Source organism: Cobetia sp. Dlab-2-AX, assembly GCF_024124625.1.
GTDB lineage: Bacteria > Pseudomonadota > Gammaproteobacteria > Pseudomonadales > Halomonadaceae > Cobetia.
In genome coordinates, this window is the sequence record NZ_JAMXRV010000009.1 from 101,905 (window position 1) to 127,514 (window position 25,610).

A 25,610-nucleotide genomic window follows, 5' to 3' on the forward strand; every position below is an offset into this window, starting at 1 on the left:
GCCATCTGCACCCGTTGTGCAAAGCGGTGGATTCCCTCGCCTGTCCGCGGGGCAGATGCACGGTGGATGGCCACGATGGCGTTGGTCGCCAAGACGGTGAAACACAAGAGTTCTGCCCCGTCTTTGACAAGTCAGGACGCCCTGCGTGTAATGCAGGACACACCGCAGAAGCGGGCAAGCGCGATGCCCATCACTGCCGGTTTCTTTCATCATTCAGCACTGTCAGCCGCCACATGGCCGTCAGTCATCGCCAGGAGAGCACGATGAGCGTCAGCCTCGGTCAGCCAATTCCCGACTTTACCGCCCAGGCCACCAGTGATACCGAAGTCACTCCGGCCAGCCTCAAGGGCAAGCAAGCCGTCATCTATTTCTACCCGAAGGACCACACGCCGGGCTGCACCACCGAAGGCGGTGACTTCCGCGACAACCTCGAGGCATTCGACGCGGCCAACACCGTGATTCTCGGCGTTTCCCGCGACAGCCTGCGCACCCACGAGAACTTCCGGGCCAAGCAGGGCTACCCGTTCGAGCTGATCAGCGACCCGGACGAGACCCTGTGCAAGATCTTTGACGTCATTCACATGAAGAAATTCATGGGCAAGGAAAGTCTCGGCGTGGTGCGCTCCACCTTTCTGATCGACGCCGATGGCAATCTGGCGCGCGAATGGCGTGGCGTGAAGGTCAAGGGCCATGTCGAGGAAGTGCTGGAAGCCGCCCGCGAGCTCAACGCTGCCCGCTAGTCTCGAGTGGCAGCAGCTCGTCTGGAAGCAGTTGGGTAGAGAGAGCCTGTGTGCCAGCCGCCTCAGCCATGAAAAAAGCCCCGCCGATTGGCGGGGCTTTTTCGATCAGGCGCTCTTGTCCGCGACCCGATTCTCCTCGGCGCGTGCCCGGCGCGGCCAGGCGTAGAGCAGCGACTTCATCAGGGTCGCCAGCGGGATGGCGAAGAACACCCCCCAGAAGCCCCAGATGCCGCCGAAGAACAGCACCGCGAGGATGATCGCCACCGGGTGCAGATTGACCGCCTCCGAGAACAGCAGCGGCACCAGCACGTTGCCATCCAGCGCCTGGATGATGCCGTAGGCGATCATCACGTACATGAAGGTATCGCCCAGCCCGTAATGAAAACCGGCGACGGCGGCGACCGGCAAGGTCGCCCCTGCCGCGCCGATGTAGGGGATCAGCACTGAGAAGCCGACCACGATCGCCAGCAGCGCTGAATACGGCAACCCGAAGGCGACGAAGGTGACGTAGCTGACGCCACCGACGATGACGATCTCGATCACCTTGCCACGCACGAAATTGGCGATCTGATCATCCATCTCGTTCCAGACCCGGTTCATCAGCAGACGCTTGCGTGGCAGCAGCGCCAGCGTGAAGTCCACCAGCCGCTCGCGGTCCTTGAGCATGAAGAACACCAGGATCGGCACCAGCACCAGGTAGATCACCACCCCCATCAGGTTGCCCAGCGACGCCAGCGACAGCGATACCGCGCGCTGCCCGAACTGGGTCAGCTCACGCCCGGCGGCGCCGACCCACTGCTGGACCTGCTCCGGCGTGATCAGGCCGGGGAAGCGCTCCTGCAGCTCGCCCAGCCAGCGCTGCCCGGAGGCGAACATGCCGGGAATCTCCTGGATCAGATTGGCAAGCTGATGCCAGACCAGCGGCAGCAGGATCAGCGCACTGGCCAGCATGATGCCCATGAACACCAGCGTCATCAGGCTGACCGCCGCCAGACGTGGCAGGCCACGGCGCTCCATCCAGCTCACGCCGCTCTGCAGCAGGAAGGCGACGATCAGGGCGGTGAAGAATGGCGCCAGCATGCTGCCCAGCCAGATGACGGCGGCGAACACCAGCACCAGCACCAGAAACAGCACCACCGCTTCTTCGTCGGAGAAATAGCGCTCGATCCAGCCACGCAACAACGTCTTCATGGTCATGACGGATCTTCCTCGCACAGCGCCTTGATCACGAAGCGGTAATCGCCCTCTGGCGTCTCTTCACGCGAGACCAGCGCGTGATCGCTCAGCGCCAGATAGGCAGGGATGTCGCCCCAGGCGCCGGCGTCGCTGGCGAGGACCTCGAGTTGCTCGCCGGCACCCATGCCAGCCAGTGTGAGCTTGGTGCGCAGCAGCGGCAACGGACAGTGCAGGCCGCGCGCATCCAGCGTCTGCAGGTGGGTATCGGCCGTGGAGTCAACCATCGGATTCGCAGTCTCAGCGCCAGGTCGTTCGAATGCCATCTGCCCTTCCGTTCTCGTTATGATGTTCTGCCGCACGCCGTGGAGAGTGCAGCTTGAAAACGCCCCGATTTAAGGGCACCTTGCCTGACAAAGCAACTTTCCGCCCTGCGCGGCTGCGTCTTGCCCGGACTCACGCAGGGTCGTCAACGCCAGTGCGGCGCCCGGCAATCCTGCGAGCCGACCGCACCTTGCGCCATATCGAAGAGGATTGCCTGCATGTCGTTGCTGCCCCCCTTGAGCGGACGCGTTCGCATCGGACGCCGCGGGCTTGCCACCCTGTCGAGCGCCCTGCTCGGCCTGTTGCTGATGGGCGCGCCGGTCGCCAGTGCACCAGCCGCATCCCAGAACGACTATGGACTGCCGGACCTGGGGAGTGCGAGTGGCGGCATCTCCAGCAACGATGAATATCGTATCGGTCGCGCCTGGCTACGTCAGTTCCGCGCCCATGTGCGTGAATGGGATGATCCCATCACTCTGGACTGGATCGGTAGCATCGTGCGTCAACTGGCGCCGTGGAGCGAGCTGGATGACCGCGATTTCATCATCACGCTGGTCGCCAGCAGCCAGCTGAATGCCTTCGCCGTGCCCGGCGGCGTGGTCGGCGTCAATACAGGGCTGTTCGCCTTCGCGCCGGACCGCGACGCCTTCGCCTCGGTGCTCGCCCACGAGCTGGGCCACCTCTCCCAGCATCACTTCGCGCGCAACATGGAGCGCCAGGCCGAGACACGCCTGCCGACGCTGGCCGGCTTCCTCGCCGGCATGGTGATCGCGGCGGGCGGTGGCGGCTCAGCGGGCATCGCGACCATGGCCGGCACCCAGGCCGCTGCCATTTCCGACCAGCTGGCCTATTCGCGCCGCTTCGAACAGGAGGCCGACCGCGTCGGTATCGATGCGCTGTCACGCGCCGGCTTCGACCCCGAGGCCATGCCGCGCATGTTCCGCGCCATGCAACGCATGGCCAGCCTGCAGGGCGGCAACGCACCGGAATTTCTGCTCACGCACCCGGTGACCGAGGCACGTATCGGCGACACCCAGGCGCGTGCCGACGCCATGCAGAAGGTAACACCCGACCCGCTCGCGCAACTCGCCTACGCGATGATCCGTGCCCGCGCCCTGCTGGCGCTCAATCTGCGCCAGCCCGAGCAGGGACTGACGACACTGCGCGAAGACAACCCCGACCCCGACGCGATTGCCTACTATCAGGCGCTGGCCGCGGCGGAGCACAACCAGGTCGACAAGGCACTGGCCGCACTGGACCGCCTGCATGACAAGCATCCTGACCTGACCCTGATCAGCGCCAGTGCGGTCGAGGTCGCGCGGGATGCCCGGCGTTATGAGGAGGCGACCCGCCGCGCCAGACGCCTGCTGCGCCTGCAACCCGACTACCTGCCGACCCGCCTGGCCATGGCGGAAGTCGCGCTGCAACAGGACCCCGCCGCTGCGCGCCAGCAGCTGGAGGACATGCGCCGCGATCATCCCGATGACCCCAAGGTCTGGAGTCTGGCCTCCGAGGCCAGTGGGCGCAGCGGCCACACCGCCGAGGCCTTCCTGTATCGCGCCGAATTCGATCAGCTGGAGGGCCGCATGGACAAGGCCTTCGCTCAGCTCAAGCTGGCCGACGAGGCCGCACGCAAGAACGGCGACTTCAGCATGGCCAACCGTATCAGTTCACGCCGGGAGGACTTCAAGCGCTATCGCAACGCCATCGAGGAGTTCTGAGGCACCCTCCCTCTCGAAGCACCAGGCAAACAAAAACCGCCGCCCCGGGGAATCGGGAGCGGCGGTCCTGGTTCATGCAGGCAGCAATCGGTGGCGATCAGCGTCAGCGCTCAGCCGCGATTGAATTCCAACATCCGCGTCAACGGCTTCAGGGCGCGCTCACGCAGGTCATCATCGACGAAGACTTCCTCGGCATTGGCTTCCGCCGGATCGCGACGCAGCACGGCGGCCAGATTCTCCAGGCCGTTCATCGCCATCCACGGGCAGTGCGCACAACTCTTGCAGGTCGCGCCATTGCCGGCGGTCGGCGCCTCGTACAGCTGCTTGTGCGGCGCGGCCTGCTGCATCTTGAAGAAGATGCCACGATCGGTCGCGACGATCAGCTGCTGATTCTCGAGCTCGACGGCGGCCTTGATCAGCTGCGAGGTGGAACCGACCTCATCGGCCAGCTCGACCACCGACTGCGGTGATTCCGGGTGCACCAGCACCGCGGCGTCCGGGTAGACCTTGAGCAGGTCACTGATGCCCTGGGCACGGAACTCGTCGTGGACGATACAGGCGCCGTCCCACAGCAGCATGTCGGCACCGGTCTGCTTCTGCACGTAGGCGCCCAGATGCTTGTCCGGCGCCCAGATCAGCTTCTCGCCCCGGGCATGCAGGTGCTCGATGACATCGACAGCGATCGAGGAAGTCACTACCCAGTCGGCACGCGCCTTCACGGCCGCCGAGGTATTGGCGTACACCACCACGGTGCGGTCGGGATGAGCATCACAGAAGGCCGCGAACTCGTCTTCCGGGCAGCCGAGGTCCAGCGAGCAGGTCGCCTCCAGCGTCGGCATCAGTACGCGCTTCTCCGGCGACAGGATCTTGGAGGTCTCGCCCATGAAGCGCACGCCGGCGACGATCAGTGTCGAAGCCTCATGGCGGGCGCCGAAGCGCGCCATCTCGAGCGAGTCGGCGACGCAGCCACCGGTTTCCTCGGCCAGCTGCTGGATGGCGTCGTCACAATAGTAATGCGCGACCAGTGCGGCATCACGCTCGATGAGCAGCCGCTTGATCTCGTCGATCAGCGCGACATCTTCGGCGGCAGGGCGTGTCGGGCAGTAAGCGCGGGCCAGATGCTCGCGCACCTGCTCACGGACGGCATTGTGGGCCTCACGACCCGGCATGGCATTAGTCAGGCTGTTCATGTGTCTCTCACCTAGCCCACAGGGGCTCCCCCTGTGCTGAGTGGGTCAGGACTCGGCCCGGACACGAACGGCCCGTGGCGGCCCTGCCAGCGCTGCAGCTGGGCTCCCCAGACTGCGGCGTGTGCCTTGGGCGTCTATCGCCCGCAGCGTCGTCCGCACTGAGCGGACATGAGCCTTGGCTCGCCCACAAGGATACGCCTGGCGCGATCGCGGCTCCAGTCGACTTGGGGGCAACGGACTCTTTCCTCTCGCGTAACAAAAATTGCCCCGCACCAATGAAGGCACGGGGCAAGATCTGGTGGGTCGTGAGGGATTCGAACCTTCGACCAATTGGTTAAAAGCCAACTGCTCTACCACTGAGCTAACGACCCAAAACTGGGTGGCGGATGGTGGGTCGTGAGGGATTCGAACCTTCGACCAATTGGTTAAAAGCCAACTGCTCTACCACTGAGCTAACGACCCGCCGCCGGGTGCTTTGCAAGAGACCATTCCAGAGAATGGTGGGTCGTGAGGGATTCGAACCTTCGACCAATTGGTTAAAAGCCAACTGCTCTACCACTGAGCTAACGACCCTTGCGAAGCGGGACGTAAGATACCGCCGATCCCGTTTCGACGCAAGCCTTTTGCAAAAAAACTTCAAGTAAATGACCAGCTTGTCCGCTGGCGCCTCGTGAAACGCCCGCGCCAGCGCGTGGGCCAGCCCCTGTGACAAAGACACGCAAGCCCGCGATGGGCGCGGGCTTGCGGGCTACCACTTAGGTCGCACGAGCTTGTGGCATGTCCACGAGCTCATGCCATGTCAGTGAATGACGGCGCATCGCCGTCCTCACCGACTACGCCATCAGCGCGGCTTGCGTATACGCTGCGGCGGCTTCTTCATGGCACGCACCGGACGACGCTTCTGCTTGTCGCGGCTCCAGCGATTCTGCTCGTCCGGCGTCAGGGCCGGCGCCTTGCGATGCTCGAGACCTGCCAGCGTGGACAGTTCATCGATCTCGCTCTGCTCCATCTCCACCCACTCACCGGCGCGAGCGCGCTTGTCGAGGAAGATGTTGCCGTAGCGCACGCGCTTCAGGCGGCTGACGGTCAGCCCCTGGGAATCCCACAGACGACGCACCTCACGGTTGCGGCCTTCCATGATCACCACGTGGAACCAGCTGTTGATACCTTCACCACCGAATTCCTGCACATCGGTGAAACGCGCCGGGCCATCTTCGAGCATCACGCCATTGACCATGTTGACGACGTGCTCGCGCTTGACCTCACCCATGACACGTACGGCGTATTCACGCTCGATCTGGGTCGAGGGGTGCATCAGACGGTTGGCCAGCTCACCATCGGTGGTGAACAGCAACAGACCGCTGGTGTTGATGTCGAGACGACCGATCGCGATCCAGCGCTCGCCTTTCAGACGCGGCAGGCGCTCGAAGACGGTGCGGCGGCCTTCCGGGTCCTTGCGCGTGCACAGCTCACCTTCCGGCTTGTTGTACATGATGACGCGACGCGCCGTCTCTTCCGCGCCTTTCAGGCTCTGCGGGCGATCATCGAGGCTGACCTGGTCACGCGGGCCGACGCGGTCACCCAGCTGGGCGACCTTGCCGTTGACCTTGACGCGACCGGCGCTGATGGCGGCTTCCATCTCACGGCGGGAGCCGAAACCGGAGCGCGCCAGCACCTTCTGCAGCTTCTCGTCCTCGACCAGCTTGTCGCCCTTGGCCTGCGGCGGCAGCGGACGCAGCTCCGGCGCATCGCCGGCAGCCGGCTTCTTGCCGACATTGGCCTTGCTGCCGCGCGTGGACTTGCCGGTCGCGGCCTTGCCACCAGCGTGCTTGTTGCCTGCCTGGCCGCTGCCAGGGCGAGAGGTCTTGCGCTTATCAGAGTCTGTCTTGCTCATGACATGAACCATTTCATCTATAGGAGTTTCGCCTACGCAGGGTCGTCATCATCGACGGTCCCGGCAGCGGAGGAGTCGTGCGGCTGCGCATCGGCAGCGTCGTCATCCTCGTCTGCACCGCGCAAACGTTGGCTGAGGCGCGCTTCAAGTGTGGCGAAGTCGAACCCCGAGCCGGTGGACGCCATCCCGGCGTGGTTATCTTCCGCCTGTGAGGCGGAGGGTGCTGCTGTGTTCGGTGTGTCAGCCGAGGCACCGGCGGTATCGAGTGCGCGCGTCTTCAGCGCCTCTTCCAGCTGCTCGGCGGTGACGTCCGGCGGTTGCCAGTCGTCGGGCACCGGGGTGCCGGTGTCGGTCTCACCCTCTGACTCAAGACCTGATTCAAGACCTGTCTCAGCGCCTGATTCAGTCTTTTCCCCAGCCTCTGCGTCAGGTGCTGACTCAGCCGCTGTCTCATGCTCTGGATCAGCGCCGTCTGCCGGTGCCTCCTCCGTCTCGCCGTCCGGGTCGTCCGGCAGCGGCAAGGTCTGAGAGGGCGGCACATCATACAGGTCTGCCTCGAGCTGTTCGAGTCCTTCGAAGCCTTTCAGTTCATGCACCGGCGGCAGTTCTTCCAGCGTCTTGAGACCGAAGTCATCAAGGAACTGACGCGTGGTGGCGAAGACCGCCGGACGCCCCGGCACATCACGGTGGCCGACCACTCTCACCCAGCCGCGCTCGACCAGGGTGCGCATGATCGAGGAGCTGACCGTCACGCCACGCACCTGCTCGATATCGCCGCGGGTCACCGGTTGACGATAGGCCACCAGCGCCAGGGTCTCCAGCAAGGCGCGTGAATAACGTTGCGGACGCTCTTCCCACAGCCGCGATACCCAGGGGGAGTACTGCTGGCGAACGCGCAGCCGCCAGCCACTGGCGGTCTCGATCAGCTCCAGCGCGCTCTTGTCGGCCGGGTGACGCGCCTCCAGCTTGCTCAAGGCCTCACGCAGCGCGGGCCTGGTCGGGCTTGAATACTCATCGAACAGACCGGCCAGGCGCTCTAGCGTCAATGGCTCGCCAGCGGCCAGCAGGGCCGCTTCGATGATCTGGTCCAGCGGGACATCGCGCAAACTCATGACGCCGCGTTCTCCTGCTCGTCGGATGGGGGTAAGGAAGGTGACGTCTGCGCATCATCGGACGCTGCGTCATCGTACGTTGCGTCATCGAACGCCCCCTGATCGGCCGCCACCTCGTCTTCGTCGGCGAATTCCAGCGCCAGCCAGTCCTCGTCATCCTCGGGGTCCGGTTCCGGCGTGCGGGCGCGCACATGAATCGGTGACAGCGGCGCGTTCTGGACGATCTCGATCATCGATTCCTTGGCCAGCTCCAGAATCGCCATGAAACTGACCACCACACCGGCACGCCCTTCCTCGAGCGTGAACAGCTTCTCGAAGGGCGTGAAGTGCTCATGGGTCAACAGATTCATGATCGCCAGCATGCGCTCGCGGGTCGACATCACCTCACGCGAGATGGTGTGCGCCTGGACGAGGTCCGCCTGACGCAAGAGGCCGGACAGCGCGCCGAGCAATTCCGACAGGTCGACATCAGGGTGCACCACGCGCGTCTCGAGTTCAGGGAGGTCTGCCGTGGCCACGAACCAGTCGCGGCCCTGGCGCGGCATCTCATCCAGCCCTTCGGCAGCCAGCTTGGTCTGCTCGTATTCCTGCAGACGACGAATCAGCTCGGCGCGCGGATCCTCTTCCTCGTCGTCATCACTCTCCTTCGGCTGACGCGGCAGCAGACTGCGCGACTTGATCTCCGCCAGCATCGCGGCCATCAGCAGGTATTCCCCTGCCAGATCGATCTGCATGGCATGCATCAGCTCGACATACTCGATGTACTGATGGGTGATGGCCGCGACATTGATGGCGAGGATATCGAGGTTCTGGCGACGGATGAGGTAGAGCAGCAGATCCAGCGGGCCCTCGAAGGTCTCGAGAAAGACACGCAGCGCCTCCGGCGGGATGTACAGGTCCTGCGGCATCTCGGTGAGCGCGGTGTCATTGACGCGCGCCAGCACCGTCGACGCCACTGTCGTGGGCGTGACGAGAGGTGCGGGCTTAAGCCCATCAGTGAGGGCAAAACTGGCGCCATCGAGCAGGTCGCTCATGACATCTCCTGCAGGAGGCGGGTGAAGGTGGGTCTGGGGGACGGGCATTCTAGCGGCTCGCGCCCCATCCCCCAAGTCTTTGCGCCGCCGGTAAGACGCCGGAGCCGCGCTCGACGCCGCCCGCGTCTAGCGATAGGTCAGGCCAATCACGCGCCGCAGCTCATCCAGGGTGTCACGCACGGTGTCGCGGGCCCGCTCGGCGCCTTCTGTCATCATGGTGCGCACCTTGCCATGCTCCCCTTCCAACGCCTCGGCACGCTCACGAATCGGCGTCAGCGCCGCGTCGACATGCTCGATCAGACAGCCCTTGCAGTCCAGGCAGCCGATGCTGGCATCACGGCAGCCCTCCTCCGCCCACTGGCGGTCCGAGGCGGGCGTGAAGCTTTCATGCAGTGTCCACAGCGGGCAGCGCTGCGGGTCGCCGGGGTCCTTGCGGCGCACGCGCGCAGGGTCGGTGGGCATCTCGCGCACGCAGGCCGCGATATCGTCGCGCCCGCTGCGCAGGAAGATGGCGTCTTCCCGTGCGGCCTTGTGTGTCTTGAGCTCCATGCCCAGCAGCGGCTCGACCTCCCCCTGCCAGTGTTCCGGCTCGCCGAGGATGCGGCGCCCGCCACCTTCCAGATAGCCGAGCAGGCGCTCCTGCTGGTTGCGGTTGAGCTTGCTGGTCTCGGCCAGCAGGCCACGCGCGCGCTCGAAGGCCTCGAGATCGCCCTCTTCCTGATAGTCGCTCAACCATTCGCGGTACAGGCGGCCGCTCTTCTTGCCCAGGCGCGCGATGGCGCGTTCGGCCTGCTCCTCGAAGCCGGCGTCGCGGCCATAGCGATGATTGAAGCGCCGGGCGACCTCACGGGTGAACTCGATATGCGCACGCTGCTCGGGGCCGGCGGGCACCACCTGCCCCCGCAGCGCCAGGATGTCGGCCGCCTGCATCAGGGGCGCACCGAGCATGGCCAGACTGGCGCCCTGCTGCTCACCGAGCCCGGCGACCATCTCGCGGTAGCTGGGCAGACGCTCCAGCCATGCCTTGGGCGTGACGCTGGCCAGGATCATGTGCACATCGGTCAGCTCCGGCACCCAGGACTGGATGAACAGGGTAGCGACCTTGGGGTTGACCCCACAGGCGAGACAGTCGATCACCATCGCCCAGCTGTATTGCTCGATCTCGTGAGGCGCGTGACCGCTGACCGCCAGCGCGTTCCAGTCGGCGACCAGAAAATAGGCATCGTGATGGTATTGCAGCTCGGTCCAGCGCCGGATCACGGATTGATAGTGTCCGAGTTGCAGGTGTCCGGTGGGGCGTAAGCCGGACACCAGCCTGGCCGAGGTATCGGTGGCACTCACCTTGTGAGTTCTCCCTGAGGCGTATGAAGCCGCCAGTCTAGCAACCCGAGGCCCCGATCAGCATCCCCGCGACGTCGTGTCCCTGACAACATGCGCCACGCGACCGGATCACGCAGCGGCCAGCGCGCCTGTCAGCCGGCGGCGATACCTGTGCGATAGCGCCCGGCGTAGTCGAACAGCTTGTCGCGGATCTGCCAGTAACGACCGCTCTTGCGCCCGATGACGAAGTCCGGCGCCTTGAGACGCTCCTCGCCTGCCAGCACCTCGGCGATGTCCTTCGGTGCCCAGTCACTGCCCGGCGCGCGCAGATGGCGCGCGAGAAAGCTCAAGCGAAAGGCATGGCGCTGGGCGGGGGTCTCGAGCGCGAACCACTCGGACAGATCGGTGCCATCCTCGTCGTAATAGGTCACCTTCAAGCGTGGCAGACCGCGCCCATTGCGCGCCTCTTCCAGCTGCCAGCCGCTGACGCGCAGCACCCGCGCATCACGCAGCTTGAGCGCATCGCGCAGCTTGTCATCCGGGTCGACCAGTCGCGCCTGACAGGCGTAGCAATGGCGGGCGGCGATGTCGTTGGCCTCGCCACACTGCGGGCAGGCCTTGGCGCGATAGCGGAAGTCACACTGCACCAGCGGCCTGCCCTCGCCCTCCGGCGACTCGACCAGTCCCTGACACCGGCGCCCGAAGTGCTCGACCACCAGCTCGCCATCCTTGCGTCCCCAGAACAGATTGGCATTGCCGCATACCGGGCACTCGACCTGGACGATCTCGGTGTCACCGGCCGGTTTTGGCGTCGCTACCTCCGGCGCGTAGAGGTCCCAGGGATTGCCGGCGTAGTCGAGAATCAGACAGTCCGTCTTGCCGGGACTCAGACGCAGGCCACGCCCGACGATCTGCTGATAGAGACTGACGGATTCCGTGGGCCGCAGGATGGCGATCAGGTCGACATGCGGCGCATCGAAGCCGGTGGTGAGCACCGCGACATTGACCAGATACTTGAGCTGCTGGGCCTTGAAGGCATTGATCAGCCGCTCGCGCTCCTCGCCGGGGGTCTCGCCGGTGATCAGCGCCGCCTCGCCGTCAGGCAGGAGTGCGGTGACTTCCTCGGCATGCTCGACGGTGGAGCAGAACACCATCACGCCGCGCCGCTCGCGTGCCTGGGCGACGATATCCAGCACGATGCCCGGCGTCGCGCGCGAGCCCTGCACCACCTCGTTGAGCTCCGCCTCCTGGAAGCTGCCGCCGATGCCGGGCGCCAGCTGCGAGAAGTCATAGCGCGCCACCGCCACATCGACGCGCCGCGGCTCACTCAGAAAGCCTTGCCGCACCATCAGGCGCAGCGGCTGCTCGAAGACGCAATCACGGAAGAAGCAGTCATCATCCCCGCGCACCATGCCGTGATAGTGACGATGGAAGATGAAGCCCTGACCGAGACGATACGGCGTCGCCGTCAGTCCCAGCACCTTGAGGCGCGGATTGTGCTCGCGCAGATGATTGATGACCTTGCGATAGCTGGCGTCCTTCTCCAGCGAGACCCGGTGGCACTCATCGATCACCAGCAGCGTGAAGGGCGCCGCCTGAGCATCAGTCGCCTGCTCAGCCGGCGTGAAGGCATCGAGGTTGCGCACCACTGACTGCACCGAGCCGAACACCACCTGACGCGAGGCCTGCTTGCGCTTGAGGCCGGCACTGAAGATGTCGGCGTCCTTGCCATAGGATTCGTACTTGGCGTGGTTCTGCTCGACCAGCTCGCGCACATGCGCCAGCACCAGCACACGCCCACGCGCGATACGCGCAAGCTCCGCGATCACCAGTGACTTGCCGCTGCCGGTGGGCAGCACGACCACCGCCGCCTCATCACTGCGGCGAAAGTGCTCGACGGTACGCCGCACGGCCTCCTGCTGGTACGGGCGCAGCTCAAACATTCAGCGCCGCCCAGCGAGACACGCGAGTGGGCGCGCTGCCGGCAGGCAGGCCCAGGGAAGAGATGGCTGACAGGGGCGTGAGGGCTGACAGGGAAGTGATGGCTGACAGGAACATTGACATCAAGGGGCCGCCGAATCGCAGGGGTGGACAATGTCCCCATTATCCGCATCAGCGACCGCAGCGGCAAAGTGGGTGTGGATAACCTGAGCCCGCCAACCTTCGCCCGTCAAGTCAAGACCATCTCTCCCGGCCAGTCAGGGGCAGAAGCGCGGCGCGCGCCCCTCTAGCTTGGCCTTGATGCATTCGGTCTGCTCAGCGCGTCCCAGCAGCGAGGACTGCAGCTCTGCCTCAAGCGCCAGTGCCTCGGCTTCCGGCGCATCAAGGGCCTCGTCATAGAGACGCGTGATCGCGCGGATGGCGCTGGGAGAGCGCCCGGCAATCTGGCGCGCCAGGGCCAACGCCTCCTCCTGCGGACTGGAGATGACACGCGTGACCAGGCCAGCGCTCTGCGCCTCGTTGGCCTCGACCTTGCGCCCGCTCCACGTCAACTCGTGCAGCCAGTCCGGTCGTACGCCGCGCGCACTGACACTGATGCCCATGTCGGGAATGATGCCCCAGTCGATCTCGAGCACCGCCAGACGCGCATCAGGATCACACAGGCGAATGTCGGCCCCCAGCGCGATCTGCAGGCCGCCCCCGAAGACGTTGCCATGCAAGGCGGCGATGACCGGCGCCCCGACATCTCGCCAGCCCAGCGCCAGCTGCTGCACGGTATTGCGCTGTGGCGCACAGCCGTTGGCCCCCGCGACCAGCAACTGCGGCACGCGGGCGGCGTCGCCCATGATGGCGGCGATATCCAGCCCCGCACAGAAACTGGGCCCCTCGCCCGATAGCACAACGGCGCGCAGGCCTGATTCCCGAGCGCGGGCATGCAGCTCCTGCTGAACCGCCAGCAAGGCATCGATCATCTTCCAGTCGATGCCGTTGTGCTTGTCAGGGCGATTGAGGCGCACGTCGGCGACATGCTCACTGATCGAGAGGGTCACATAACGTTCAGGCGTGAGGTGGGTAGCGTCAGACATGGCGGTCTCCCTGGGACGGATAACGAGCAAGCACGCGCTCGAACGACTTCACGACAGTGCCGAGCGATGGCACTCATCCAGTGATAAACCCAAAAGGCGCAGGCAACCACACTGCGTTCGTCGAGCTGCCCGCGGGCATGACTCGTTACGTTTCAGTGTGACTGCCTGCGCCCGGTTGTTGAACGGTCGTTTGGTCGCAGAGGTGACGATGGTCTACTCGCGCTTGGCCCCCGACACCTCTGACAGCGATCGCGGCTGGAAACTCTCGGCCTGGGCCATCGCCCAGACACGACGATAGAAGGGATAGTCATCCCCTTGCGTCAGCAGCGCGCCCTTGGTCAGGAAGGGATGCAGGTGCGAGAACAGCTTGACCTCATTCTCGGAGACACGATGCACCAGGTGGTCCGGGGTGATCTGCCAGGGCGTGTGCAGGCCCGCCGCCGACAGGATCTCGGCCAGCGCATGCAGGGTGTTGTGGTGGAAGTGACGCACCTGATCGGCCTTGTCTTCCACAACCAGCGATTTCTGGCGCAGATCATCCTGGGTGGCGATCCCCGTCGGGCACTTGTTGGTGTGACAGCTCAGTGACTGGATGCAGCCCAGCGCGAACATGTAACCGCGGGCGGCATTGACCCAGTCCGCCCCCAGCGCCATCACGCAGGCGATATCGAAGGCACTGATGATCTTGCCGCTGACCCCGATGCGCACCTCATCACGCAGCCCTGCGCCCACCAGCGAGTTGTGGACGAACTGCAGCCCTTCACGCAGCGGGGTGCCGAGGTGGTCGGTGAATTCGGTCGGCGCGGCACCGGTGCCGCCCTCACTGCCATCGACGACGATGAAATCGGGCACGATTCCCGTCTCGATCATCGCCTTGACGATGGCCATGAACTCCCACGGCTGACCGAGGCACAGCTTGAAGCCCACCGGCTTGCCACCCGACAGCTCGCGCAGGCGCTGGATGAAGCTCAACAGCTCAAGCGGTGTGGAGAACTCACCGTGGTTGGAGGGCGAGATGCAATCCTTGCCCATCGGGATCCCGCGCGTCTCGGCGATCTCCTCGCTGATCTTGCTGGCCGGCAACACGCCCCCGTGACCGGGCTTGGCGCCCTGACTGAGCTTGATCTCGATCATCTTGACCTGCTCGCTGGCCGCCTGACGGGCGAACTTCTCGCCATCGAAGCGCCCTTCCTCGTCGCGACAGCCGAAGTAGCCACTGCCCAGCTCCCAGATCAGATCGCCCCCGAATTCGCGGTGGTAGGGACTGATGCTGCCTTCGCCGGTGTCATGGGCAAAGTTGCCCAGCCTGGCCCCCTTGTTCAGGGCGCGGATGGCGTTGGCGCTCAAGGAGCCGAAGCTCATCGCCGAGATGTTGAACAGCGAGGCATTGTAAGGATGCGAGCACTGGGAGTTGCCGACGTTGAGACGAAAGCCCTTGGGGTCCGGCACGCTCGAAGTCTGCATGGAGTGACCGATGAACTCGTAGCTGTCGGAATAGACATCGAGCAAGGTGCCGAACGGCTGGGAGGAATTGTGCTGACGGCCACGCGCATAGACCAGCTCGCGCTGCTTGTGGGAAAACGGCAGCTGATCGGTGTCCGACTCGATCAGATACTGACGCATCTCCGGACGCAGCGCCTTGAACAGATAGCGCATGTTGCCGATCACCGGATAGTTGCGACGCACGGCGTAATCCGCTTGCCGCAAGTCATTGAGGCCAACCGCGACCAGCAGCGCAAAGAGGATGGCCAACGGCCACAACCAGGCATTCTGCATCGCCAGTGGAAGGCAGATGAGCGCCCCCAGGAGACAGAGCAGAAACACGGAATAACGAGGCAACAGCGACCATCTCAGCTTCATCACGACATCCTTGTAATGTGTCAGGCAGACATTCACGACCTCGGGCATGAGGCCTGGCCTCCACCTTAAGCTACCCGGCGTCCGTCACCCAGCTCCCACCATGGAACGCCACGTTGAGCAAGCCAGACGCGACTCCCGTATCACTCGCCTTGCTTCGGCCCCAACGCAAGACGCCCCCATGGCCTTTGCCATGGGGGCGTCTCTCATGCTGTCATCCCGTGATGACCGACCGAGGGATCAATCGACCCAACGACGGGCATTGCGGAACATGCGCAACCAGGCACCGTCCTGTTCCCAGTCATCCGGACGCCAGGAGTTGGTGACGGCACGCGCCACGCGTTCCGGGTGCGGCATCATGATGGTCACGCGACCATCATCGGTGGTCAGACCGGTGATACCGGACGGCGAGCCATTCGGGTTGGCCGGATAACGCGTGGTGATCTGGCCGTAGTTGTCGACGTAACGCAGTGCGACCTGGCCGCTGCTCTGCATCTTGCGCAGGTGAGCGCTGTCGCGGAACTCGGCACGCCCTTCGCCATGCGCGATGGCGATCGGCAGGCGCGAGCCTTCCATGCCATCGAGGAACAGCGAGGCGCTCTTCTCGACTTCGACCATCGCGACACGGGCCTCGAACTGCTCGGACTCGTTGCGCACGAAGCGCGGCCAGGCCTCGGCACCCGGAATCAGCTCCTTGAGCTGGGAGAGCATCTGGCAACCGTTGCAGACGCCCAGCGCGAAGCTGTCGTCACGGTTGAAGAAGCGCTCGAACTGCTCACGCGCACGCGCATTGAACAGCACTGACTTGGCCCAGCCACCGCCGGCGCCCAGCACGTCACCGTAGGAGAAGCCGCCACAGGCGACCAGCCCCCGCATGGTGTCCAGATCGACACGCCCTTCGAGGATGTCACTCATGTGGACATCGACGGCCTCGAAACCGGCGCGGTCGAAGCTTGCCGCCATCTCGAGCTGACCATTGACGCCCTGCTCGCGCAGGATCGCCATGCGCGGACGTGCGCCGGTGTTCAGGTACGGCGCCGCGATGTCCTCGTTGACGTCGAAGGTGGCCTGGACGGAGAGGCCCGGGTCACGCACATCGTTGATGGACTCGAATTCGCTCTTGGCGCAATCGGCGTTGTCACGCGCGGCCTGCATGCGATAGCTGGTCTCGGCCCACAGGCGCTCAGCGCTGGCGCGGGTGGTGGAGAGCAGGTTCTGGCCCAGCAGCGTGATGTTGATCTGCTCATCGGCCCGCGGCGTGGCGATCACGCCACTGTGCTCGAGGCCCACGGCCTTGAGCTCGGCGAGGATGGACTCGGTATGCTCGCGACGCACCTGCACCACGGCGCCCAGCTCTTCGGCAAACAGTGCGCCAGTCGCCTGGCCCGGCTCGGCGGCGGTCCAGTCGAGGGAGATATCGAGACCGACGCGTCCGGCGAAGGACATTTCCATCAGGGTGGTCAACAGCCCCCCGTCGCTGCGGTCGTGATAGGCCAGCAGCTTGCCTTCGAGGTTGAAGCGCTGGATGGCCTCGAAGAAGTGCTTGAGGTCTTCCGGCCTGGCGAGATCCGGCGCTTCGTTGCCGACCTGACCATAGACCTGCGCCAGCGCGGAGCCACCGAGGCGGTGAGCGCCATGGCCGAGATCGATCAGGATCAGGTCTGTCTCCACGGCCTCGCCATTCAGCGTGCGACGCAGCTGCGGCGTGAGGGTACGCATGGCATCGGTGACCGGCGCGAAGCCTGTCATCACCAGCGACAGCGGCGCGGTGATCGACTTGTCTTCGCCGTTCTCGTCCTGCCAGGCGGTGCGCATGGACATGGAGTCCTTGCCGACCGGAATGGTCAGGTCCAGCGCCGGGCACAGTTCCATGCCGACGGCGTGGACGGCATCGAACAGCGCCTGATTCTCGCCGGCGTGATCGGCAGCGCTCATCCAGTTGGCGGACAGCTTGATGTCAGACAGCTTGGCGATCGGCGCGGCAGCCAGGTTGGTGATCACCTCGGCCACGGCCAGACGCGCGGAGGCCGCCGGCGAGATCAGCGCGACCGGCGTACGCTCGCCCATCGCCATCGCTTCACCGACATGGCTGTCGAGGGAGCTGGTGGTGACGGCACAATCGGCCACCGGCACTTGCCAGGGACCGACCATCTGGTCGCGCGCAACCATGCCGGTGATCGAGCGGTCGCCGATGGTGATCAGGAATTTCTTGGAGGCGACGGTGGGCAGCTGCAGCACACGGGTCATCGCTTCGCGCGGGTCGAGGTTATCGAGACCCAGCGCCGGCAGCTCCAGCGTCTGGCGCTCGAAGCTGCGTGACATCCTGGGCGGCTTGCCGAACAGCACGCCCATCGGCAGATCGACTGGACGTGTATCGAAGTGACCATCCTTGACGATCAGCTCGTGCTCCTCGAGGGCTTCACCGACCACGGCGTACAGGCAACGCTCACGCTTGCACAGGGCTTCGAAGGTGGCCAGATTCTCCGGCGCCACCGCCAGCACGTAACGCTCCTGGGATTCGTTGCACCAGATTTCCAGCGGGCTCATGCCGGACTCGGCGCTTGGTACGGCGCGCAGGTCGAACAGGCCGCCGCGGCCACCATCCTTGACCAGCTCCGGCAGTGCATTGGACAGACCGCCCGCGCCGACGTCGTGGATGAAGCAGATCGGGTTCTTGTCATCCAGCGCCCAGCAGCGATCGATGACTTCCTGCACGCGACGCTCCATCTCGGCGTTGTCACGCTGCACGGAGGCGAAATCGAGGTCTTCGCTGGAGCTGCCTGAGGCCATGGAAGAGGCAGCACCGCCGCCCAGGCCGATCAGCATCGCCGGGCCGCCCATCACGATCAGCTTGGCGCCGACCGGAATATCGCCCTTCTCGACATGCTGACTGCGGATGTTGCCGTAACCGCCGGCGAGCATGATCGGCTTGTGATAACCGCGACGCTCGATGCCGCCGGCACCGAAGGCATCCTGCTCATAGGTACGGAAGTAGCCGTTGAGGTTGGGACGGCCGAATTCATTGTTGAACGCAGCGCCCCCGATCGGGCCCTCGAGCATGATGTCGTAGGCGGTCTTGATTCGCTCCGGCTTGCCGTAATCGTGCTCCCACGGCTGTTCGAAGCCCGGGATACGCAGGTTGGAGACGCTGAAGCCGGTCAGACCCGCTTTCGGCTTGGAGCCGACACCGGTCGCGCCTTCGTCACGAATCTCGCCACCGGCACCGGTCGCGGCGCCCGGATAGGGGGCGATGGCGGTCGGGTGGTTGTGGGTCTCGACCTTCATCAGGATGTTGATCGGTTCCTGATGGTAGGTATAGATGTGGTCTTCGCCTGTCGGGAAGTAACGCCCGGCAGTCGGACCTTCCATCACGGCGGCGTTATCACTGTAGGCTGACAGCACGCCATCCGGATGATGCTGGTAGGTGTTCTTGATCATCTTGAACAGCGAATGCGTCTGCGCCTCGCCATCAATGGTCCAGTCCGCATTGAAGATCTTGTGGCGGCAATGCTCGGAGTTCGCCTGAGCGAACATCATCAGTTCGATGTCGGCAGGATTGCGGCCCAGAGTCTTGAAGGACTCGACCAGATAATCGATCTCGTCATCAGCCAGCGCCAGACCCAGGCTACCGTTGGCCGTGACCAGGGCGTCGCGGCCGCCGCCGAGGATATCGACATGGGCAAGCCTGGCGGGTGCCTGATGCTGGAAGAGACGTGCGGCGTCCTGGGTTCGGGTCAGCACCGTCTCGGTCATGCGGTCGTGCAGTCGGGAGGACAGCGTGGCGAAGAGCTCTTCGCTGAGGGCCGCGTTCAGCTTGATGCGGTAGGCGATGCCACGCTCGAGGCGGCGGACTTGCGGCAGGCCGCAGTTGGTGGCGATATCAGTGGCCTTGGAAGACCAGGGGGAGAGCGTGCCGAGGCGGGGGATGACGAGGAAGAGATGTCCTTCTGGAGCGCTCTCGTCACGACTGGGGCCGTAGTCCAGCAGGCGCTCCAGTGTTGTCCGGTCAGTACTGCTCAGTTCACCATCGACCTCGGCCAGATGCAGGTACTCGGCATGAAGAGATTCCACCTCCGGCACCAGCTCGCGTAACGAAGCCAGTAGACGGGTGTGACGGAAGGCGGAAAGGGCAGGCGCGCCTCGCAGTTCGAGCATGGTCAGGGAAAGCCTCTGAAGCAGCGTGAACGGACAACCGCCAAACGGCGGCAGCAAGCGCATATCATACGTGAAAGGCGAGCCTTAACGAAGCCCGCAGGCGACATGCGTTGGATGACAGTGTGTTGAGCTGCCGGTATGGTGGAAGCCCTGCCGTGAATGATGCTGACGCATGCTCAAGACCTCGCCCTTTTCTCTCATTCCGCCCGTGCGACAGCTGCTGCGCCACGCGCGGCGTTTTTTCGTCACGGCACTGGCCCTCGCCTTGCTGATACTGCCCGAGCGCACCCTCATCGAGATGCCTACGCGGCTGGACGATGTCCGTGCGCGCGACTTCATTCAGGTCGCCACACGCAACACCCCCACGACCTTCTATCGTGGCCGTCAGGGGCCTACCGGTTTCGAATACGAACTGGCACGTGACTTCGCCGATTATCTTGGCGTGAGTCTGTCGATGGATTCCGAGCACAATATCGAGAGCCTGACCCAGAGCGTGCTCAATGATCAGGCCGATCTCGCGGCCGCGACCCTACCGCTGGATCTCTCCGAACAGGGCCTGCGCTTCTCACGCCCCATCCTCGAATTGCAGGCGATGGTGGTCTATCGACGCGGCATGCACCCGCCCAAGGAATTGAAGGATCTGGTCGGCAAGCGCATCGGCGTCATCAAGGGCGCCGGCACCAGCCTGGTACTGAGGGAAGTCCAGCAGGACATCCCCGAGCTCAGCTGGAAGGAAACCGGCGAGCTTGAGGTGGCGGATCTGCTGCAACGCATCGAGGAAGACAAGCTGGATGCGGCGGTCGTCTATGCCCATCAATTCAAGCTCAACCGCCTGTTCTTCCCCAATGTGGAGAACGGCTTCGACGTGGGCGATCCTCTGACGCTGGCCTGGGCCTTCCCTGCGCATGGCGACATCTCATTGCTGACCGCCGCCAATGATTTTCTCGAGACACGCCGCCAGGATGGCACCCTCGATCGACTGGTCGAGCGCTATTTTGGCCATGATGATTATCTCGAGTATGTCGGCGCCCGTACCTTCATCCGCCAGGCACGCGATCGCCTGCCGCGCTATATCGATACCTTCAAGGAAGCCGCACGCGAAACCGGTATCGACTGGAAGCTGCTGGCCGCCACAGGCTATCAGGAATCGCACTGGCAACCCGAGGCCACCTCTCCTACAGGGGTGCGCGGTCTGATGATGCTGACCAATGTGACGGCACGCGAAATGAAGATCGCCAACCGTTTGGACCCCGTTCAGAGCATCGATGGTGGCTCACGCTATCTTGTGAGTATAAAGGGACGCTTGCCGGACGAGATCAAGGAACCGGATCGCACCTGGATGACGCTGGCAGCCTACAATGTCGGCCTGGGTCACCTGTTTGACGCCAGACGGATCGTGAAGATGAAGGGCGGCGACCCGAATCGCTGGAAGGATGTCCGCGAAGCCCTGCCCTTGCTTCAGAATCGTGAGTGGTACCAGAAAGTCCGTTATGGTTATGCACGCGGCGGAGAACCTGTCATCTATGTACGCAATATCCGACGTTATTATGAAATACTGAATTATGTTTACCGTAGCCAGCAGCAGTTCTATCAGCTGGATGAGCGTCCGATTACCGACGACGAAGGCGACAGCAATCCCTTCGATACAGTGCCTCCGATTCTCTGAGGATGGAGTTCGGACCGTCAGCACTCCGGTGCCTCAAGTGCACGCATCTTCACCACACATCAAGAGCCTCTAAGGACAGGGAATGACACGCAGACTCGTCTTGATGTCGCTAAGCCTGATCGCGTTCGGCATCGCCTTGCTGGGGCTCTGGCCGTCTGCCGGCAATGAAGCCAATGCGCTACTGCTGATGATGTTGACCCTGCAAGCCGCCGGCCAGACTGCCTGGCACTGGCGAAATACCTTCCTCAGTCAGCTGTTTCTCAGCGCCTCATTGATCCTCAACATCCTGCTGATCTGTACCTTCCTGCTACCGGAGAGCTGGGTGGGGGTGGACCACTGGGGAGGCCTGCTGATCAATCTGCCGGGCGATTGGCATATCGCCAATATCCGCCCGCCTATCCTGATCCTGTTTGCCTGTTTCGGCCTCACGACCTGCGCCCTGTTGCGCATGCGACTGGGATTCGGCTCTGCCATCCAACTGACGCAAGTCACGCTGTTGCTGCTGTTTGCCATGACGACAGACGCCAGCCTTTCCGTCGCCAGCATGGTACTGGCAGGTCCGGAGCGCATCACGCTGACCAGTTTTGTCAGTCTGCTATTGCTCGCACAATGGATCGATGTGCAGCCGGCACTCATGCATATGTGGCGCCGTACTATCGTACCATTGGTCATCTCCTCCATGATCACCCTGATATGCCTGCTCGCCTGGCAACAGCAGAGCCAGGACGAGAACGATCGCATCAACCAGTCGACCTACGTACTGGGCGACAAGATCGCCACGGAACTGTCTCGCGAGATCAACGACCAGCTCAATGCGATGCGGCGCTTCGCCGGTTTCTGGAGCCTGATGGGGCAGACACCGACGCGCGGAGAATGGCAGCGTCTGGCACGCAGCTATTACAAGGATTTCGATTACTTCCAGAACATCGCCTTCATCGATCCGGACAGCGTGGTTTCGCGCGTCTTCCCGGACAAAGGGCGCAATCATGACGTGCTGGGCGTACGCCTGCTGGATGCTCAACCGGACACGCCGCTGCGCAATCCGCTGGAACTCGGCATCGAGGGCCATACCGGCATCATCGACCTGATTCAGGGCGGCAAGGGCATGGTGTCCTACCTGCCGGTGCGTGACCCTCGTGATGGCACCATCCTGGGGGCGATCGCCATGGTGGTGGACCTGGCCCCTCTCCTCGACAGAGCCATGGACACGGCACGCAATGAGGCATTTGCGGTCACCCTGTCAGAGCGTGGCAACATCTATATCCATGTCGGCCCCGAAAGCCGTCTGGCGCCCTGGGGACATCGCATTCCCATCGAGCTACCCGCCACCGACCTGACACTGGGCCTGCAGCCGACACAGCACTTCCTGGCAGCCACTCGTGGTCGTCTGCCGGAAGTGACATTGCTGACGGGGATTCTGTTGGCTTACCTGCTCTTTCTCGTGATCTACATGTATCGCCGCGTCTCGCAGGAGCACGGCATCGTCAAGAATGCCAACGATGCACTACGCGAAGAGATGGTGCGGCGAGAGCGACTGCAGAACGAGATCCAGTGGCTGGCGCGCCACGACGAGCTGACCCAGCTGCCCAATCGTCGCTATTTCCTCGAGCAGGTGCAGAGCTTCAGCGGCAAGATGCCTCTGACGGTCATGATCCTGGATATCGACTTCTTCAAGACGGTCAATGACAAACTGGGACACTTGGAGGGAGATCGCTACCTGCAGAAAGTTGCCGCCGTCTCACGGGCGCCCGTGGAGTCTGCCGGCGGCATACTGGCGCGCTTCGGTGGTGAGGAATTCGTGGTCTGCATCCCGGAATGTCCGCGTGCGGTCGGCCGCACGCTGGCAGAAGAGCTGCGGCGTGCCGTGCAGGCCGCAGGGCTGCCGCAACCTGCCACGGACAGCGTCGTCACGGTATCCGTGGGGATGGCATGCGTGGCGCGCGCTCCGTTGCGGCTGGATGCACTGCTGCAGGCAGCGGATGAGGCGCTGTATCGCGCCAAGTCCAGTGGTCGCAATCAGGTTCAGGTCGCTGCCTGACGATCCATGCTGAGGCCAACACGATGGCAACGCGAAGAGATCTGAACGGAAGGTTCAGCGCGAGAGGACCCTGCGCGGGCGGATCTGAGCGAAAGGATCAGCATGAAAGGTTCAGCGAGGAAGCTCACCGCGCCGCTCCGCGAAGAAGGACTTGAGCAAGCGCTTGGCGTGCGCGGCCAATAGCCCCCCTTCCACCTCGACGTGATGGTTGTGCCAGGGCTGTGCAAACAGGTTGGCACGCGATTCCACCATGCCGGTCTTGGGCTCGGCAGCCCCGTAGACGACCCGCTTCACCCGCGCGTGGATCAAGGCACCACTGCACATCATGCAGGGTTCCAGCGTCACATACAGCGTGCAATCGTCGAGACGATAGTTGCCGAGTCGGGCCGCCGCCGCGCGCAAGGCCTGCACCTCGGCATGTGCTGTCGGGTCGGGGGTGCTGACTGGCGCATTGTAGCCAGTGCCGATGATGTCGCCCTGGGGATTGACCACCACCGCGCCGACAGGCACCTCGCCAGCCTCGAATGCCAGCCGCGCCTGGTCCAGCGCGCGGTGCATATAGTAATGATCCCCACGTGGCCCACTCCGGGCCTGCGGCGCTATCGCCAACTCGTCACTCACCGTAGTTCTCCGGTATCCTGAGGCCATTGTTTCGCTCACCATGATAACGGCTTGGCGCTCGCGCTTCCTCCTGCATTGCCGCCCCGCGCGGGATGGCAGTGCTCCGAGCGCCTGCCCCTCAGCACAAGGATAGATTCATGACCCAAACAGCTACTGCGCCTCTTGAGGCTCTGGTCACCCTGCTGGGTCTTGAGACCCTGGAAGAGAATCTGTTCAGAGGGCACAGTCAGGACCTCGGCTTCCCTCAACTGTTTGGCGGACAGGTACTCGGACAAGCGCTGTCCGCAGCGACACGCACGGTGCCGGTCGAACGCCAGGTCCACTCACTGCATGGCTACTTCCTGCGCCCGGGCGATGCCCACAAGCCTGTCATCTATCAGGTTGATGGCGTGCGTGATGGCGGCAGCTTCACGACCCGCCGCATCAGTGCCATCCAGAATGGCAAGACCATCTTCTTCTGCAGCGCCTCCTTCCATGGCAAGGAGGCGGGATTCGAGCATCAGCTCGCCATGCCCGACATCGAATCGCCAGAGCAGTTGATCGAGCAGGGGGCACGCATCGAGCGCTACGAAGGTCACCCCATCGAGTTCCTACGCCTGAAGGCGCCGATCACGGCGAGTGATGATGATGCCTGCCCCCCACCACGTCAGCGGCTGTGGTTCCGACTGGCAGGCGAGCTGCCGGAAGATGATGCCCTGCATCGCTACCTGCTGACATACAGCTCCGACTTCAACCTGCTGGCGACAGGCCTCGGCGGACATGGTGTGCGGTTCGGTTCGCCCGAACTGCAAATGGCGAGCTTGGATCACTCGCTATGGTTCCACCGCGATGTACGCGTCAATGATTGGCTACTCTATGAGATGGACAGCCCATGGGCAGGAGGGGCACGCAGCTTCGCTCGCGGCAGTCTGTATAACCGGTACGGCGAGCTGGTGGCATCAAGCGCCCAGGAAGGCCTGACCCGCCTACGCAAACGTCCCTGAACGAATCGCTCTGTGCGAATTGTCCGAACAACAATGCCCCTCCTGAGACATTCTCAGGAGGGGCATTGTCATGTTTGCCTGCGTTTCTCTACAACCTACAATCTACAGCACTAAGAGTAGCGCACTGCGATTCACTATTATCGCGTCAATAGGGGGTCACTTCAGTGCTGTCCTGACACGCGTGCAGTTTTCATCTCGATAGCGTTGTTTGTAGTCATTACGCTGTGACTGCCAACTTCGCATCTGGCCCGACGACCCGCCGCCGCGACGCCTATCGGTATAATATTCGATCTTGTCCTTGATGAACTGACAGTGCTCTATCTTCCTCTCTCGCTCCCCGGCAGATACCATTTCTGATGACATAAGCCCCATCAAAAGAGCCATCATTCCTGCCAATAGAAGTCTTGATGAAGAACATGAAAAGTCCCTCGACATGTCGCCTCCTTGCGCCTGTACACGGATAGATTCCAATGAGTGATTTTCAATGACAGCGCAGACACCGAGCAGGTGCTGCAACAGCAAAGATATCTCTCGATAGCGTGGAATGCCTGCCGGTGGAGACCACCCTCGATAGAGCCCAGCACAACTCTCCCGTGTGCGACTTTTCTTTTGCGCCAATTTTTCCTGAGCACAAAGAGAACCGCCCCTGCAGCAAGGCTACAGGGGCGGTTCGGGATAAGTGCCTGACGATGACCTACTCTCACATGGAGAAACTCCACACTACCATCGGCGCTAAGCGGTTTCACTTCCGAGTTC

Annotated in this window: 17 protein-coding genes and 3 tRNA genes; 5 read left to right on the forward strand and 15 right to left on the reverse strand. The window is 63.5% G+C overall.

The window, feature by feature from the left end:
• Window positions 1-263 precede the first annotated feature (263 nt).
• Complete coding sequence (locus NH396_RS14425) at window positions 264-740, forward strand: peroxiredoxin (RefSeq protein WP_253064600.1); 477 nt, start codon at window positions 264-266, stop codon at window positions 738-740.
• 105 nt (window positions 741-845) lie between these two features.
• On the opposite strand, the gene NH396_RS14430 is transcribed toward NH396_RS14425, so the two are convergent.
• Window positions 846-1,937, reverse strand: a complete 1,092-nt coding sequence (locus tag NH396_RS14430) for an AI-2E family transporter (RefSeq protein ID WP_176677946.1) — start codon at window positions 1,935-1,937, stop codon at window positions 846-848.
• Window positions 1,934-2,200: a sulfurtransferase TusA family protein gene (locus NH396_RS14435; protein WP_253064602.1), complete on the reverse strand. Its 267-nt coding sequence runs from the start codon at window positions 2,198-2,200 to the stop codon at window positions 1,934-1,936. The genes NH396_RS14430 and NH396_RS14435 overlap by 4 nt, the downstream gene beginning before the upstream one ends.
• Window positions 2,201-2,455: 255 nt before the next feature.
• Here NH396_RS14435 and NH396_RS14440 point away from each other — a divergent pair, with 255 nt between their 5' ends.
• The gene (locus NH396_RS14440) at window positions 2,456-3,958 is read left to right on the forward strand and encodes a M48 family metalloprotease (RefSeq protein ID WP_253064604.1); all 1,503 of its coding nucleotides are present in this window, start codon (window positions 2,456-2,458) and stop codon (window positions 3,956-3,958) included.
• Between the two features lie 110 nt (window positions 3,959-4,068).
• On the opposite strand, the gene nadA is transcribed toward NH396_RS14440, so the two are convergent.
• The 12 genes from nadA to purL all read right to left on the reverse strand — a co-directional run bounded on the left by nadA (window position 4,069) and on the right by purL (window position 19,546).
• Entirely contained in the window at window positions 4,069-5,127 is a 1,059-nt protein-coding gene (gene nadA, locus NH396_RS14445) for a quinolinate synthase NadA (protein ID WP_253064620.1), read from the reverse strand.
• A gap of 317 nt (window positions 5,128-5,444) precedes the next feature.
• Window positions 5,445-5,519: transfer RNA gene (locus NH396_RS14450), tRNA-Lys, on the reverse strand.
• Window positions 5,520-5,535: 16 nt separating this feature from the next.
• Window positions 5,536-5,610 (reverse strand) — tRNA-Lys (locus NH396_RS14455).
• A gap of 36 nt (window positions 5,611-5,646) precedes the next feature.
• Window positions 5,647-5,721, reverse strand: a tRNA-Lys gene (locus NH396_RS14460).
• A gap of 268 nt (window positions 5,722-5,989) precedes the next feature.
• Window positions 5,990-7,042: a 23S rRNA pseudouridine(2605) synthase RluB gene (gene rluB, locus NH396_RS14465; protein WP_253064606.1), complete on the reverse strand. Its 1,053-nt coding sequence runs from the start codon at window positions 7,040-7,042 to the stop codon at window positions 5,990-5,992.
• 32 nt (window positions 7,043-7,074) lie between these two features.
• On the reverse strand, window positions 7,075-8,154 hold the full coding sequence (gene scpB / locus NH396_RS14470) for an SMC-Scp complex subunit ScpB (RefSeq protein WP_253064608.1): 1,080 nt from the start codon (window positions 8,152-8,154) through the stop codon (window positions 7,075-7,077).
• On the reverse strand, window positions 8,151-9,188 hold the full coding sequence (locus NH396_RS14475; RefSeq protein ID WP_253064609.1) for a ScpA family protein: 1,038 nt from the start codon (window positions 9,186-9,188) through the stop codon (window positions 8,151-8,153). The genes scpB and NH396_RS14475 overlap by 4 nt, the downstream gene beginning before the upstream one ends.
• 126 nt (window positions 9,189-9,314) lie before the next feature.
• Window positions 9,315-10,529, reverse strand: a complete 1,215-nt coding sequence (locus NH396_RS14480) for a hypothetical protein (RefSeq protein WP_043336371.1) — start codon at window positions 10,527-10,529, stop codon at window positions 9,315-9,317.
• Window positions 10,530-10,660: 131 nt separating this feature from the next.
• Window positions 10,661-12,451: a DEAD/DEAH box helicase gene (locus NH396_RS14485; protein ID WP_253064610.1), complete on the reverse strand. Its 1,791-nt coding sequence runs from the start codon at window positions 12,449-12,451 to the stop codon at window positions 10,661-10,663.
• Window positions 12,452-12,706: 255 nt separating this feature from the next.
• Window positions 12,707-13,534 (reverse strand): crotonase/enoyl-CoA hydratase family protein, encoded by an 828-nt coding sequence (locus NH396_RS14490; RefSeq protein ID WP_253064611.1) that lies wholly within the window; start codon window positions 13,532-13,534, stop codon window positions 12,707-12,709.
• 213 nt (window positions 13,535-13,747) lie between these two features.
• Window positions 13,748-15,442 (reverse strand): FMN-binding glutamate synthase family protein, encoded by a 1,695-nt coding sequence (locus tag NH396_RS14495; RefSeq protein WP_253064612.1) that lies wholly within the window; start codon window positions 15,440-15,442, stop codon window positions 13,748-13,750.
• Window positions 15,443-15,631: 189 nt separating this feature from the next.
• Window positions 15,632-19,546 carry a phosphoribosylformylglycinamidine synthase gene (gene purL, locus NH396_RS14500; protein WP_253064613.1) on the reverse strand — a complete coding sequence of 1,305 codons (3,915 nt, stop codon included), beginning with the start codon at window positions 19,544-19,546 and terminating at the stop codon, window positions 15,632-15,634.
• A gap of 172 nt (window positions 19,547-19,718) precedes the next feature.
• On the opposite strand from purL, the gene mltF reads away from it, so the two are divergent.
• Together mltF and NH396_RS14510 are read left to right on the forward strand one after the other, a co-directional pair.
• Complete coding sequence (mltF, locus tag NH396_RS14505; protein ID WP_290441798.1) at window positions 19,719-21,212, forward strand: membrane-bound lytic murein transglycosylase MltF; 1,494 nt, start codon at window positions 19,719-19,721, stop codon at window positions 21,210-21,212.
• Window positions 21,213-21,294: 82 nt separating this feature from the next.
• Window positions 21,295-23,250 (forward strand): diguanylate cyclase, encoded by a 1,956-nt coding sequence (locus NH396_RS14510; protein ID WP_176677956.1) that lies wholly within the window; start codon window positions 21,295-21,297, stop codon window positions 23,248-23,250.
• A 111-nt stretch (window positions 23,251-23,361) separates the two neighbouring features.
• Here NH396_RS14510 and tadA read toward each other — a convergent pair whose 3' ends face one another.
• Entirely contained in the window at window positions 23,362-23,808 is a 447-nt protein-coding gene (tadA, locus tag NH396_RS14515; protein WP_054556831.1) for a tRNA adenosine(34) deaminase TadA, read from the reverse strand.
• 200 nt (window positions 23,809-24,008) lie between these two features.
• On the opposite strand from tadA, the gene NH396_RS14520 reads away from it, so the two are divergent.
• Window positions 24,009-24,854, forward strand: a complete 846-nt coding sequence (locus tag NH396_RS14520; RefSeq protein WP_176677957.1) for an acyl-CoA thioesterase II — start codon at window positions 24,009-24,011, stop codon at window positions 24,852-24,854.
• The last annotated feature ends 756 nt before the right edge of the window (window positions 24,855-25,610 follow it).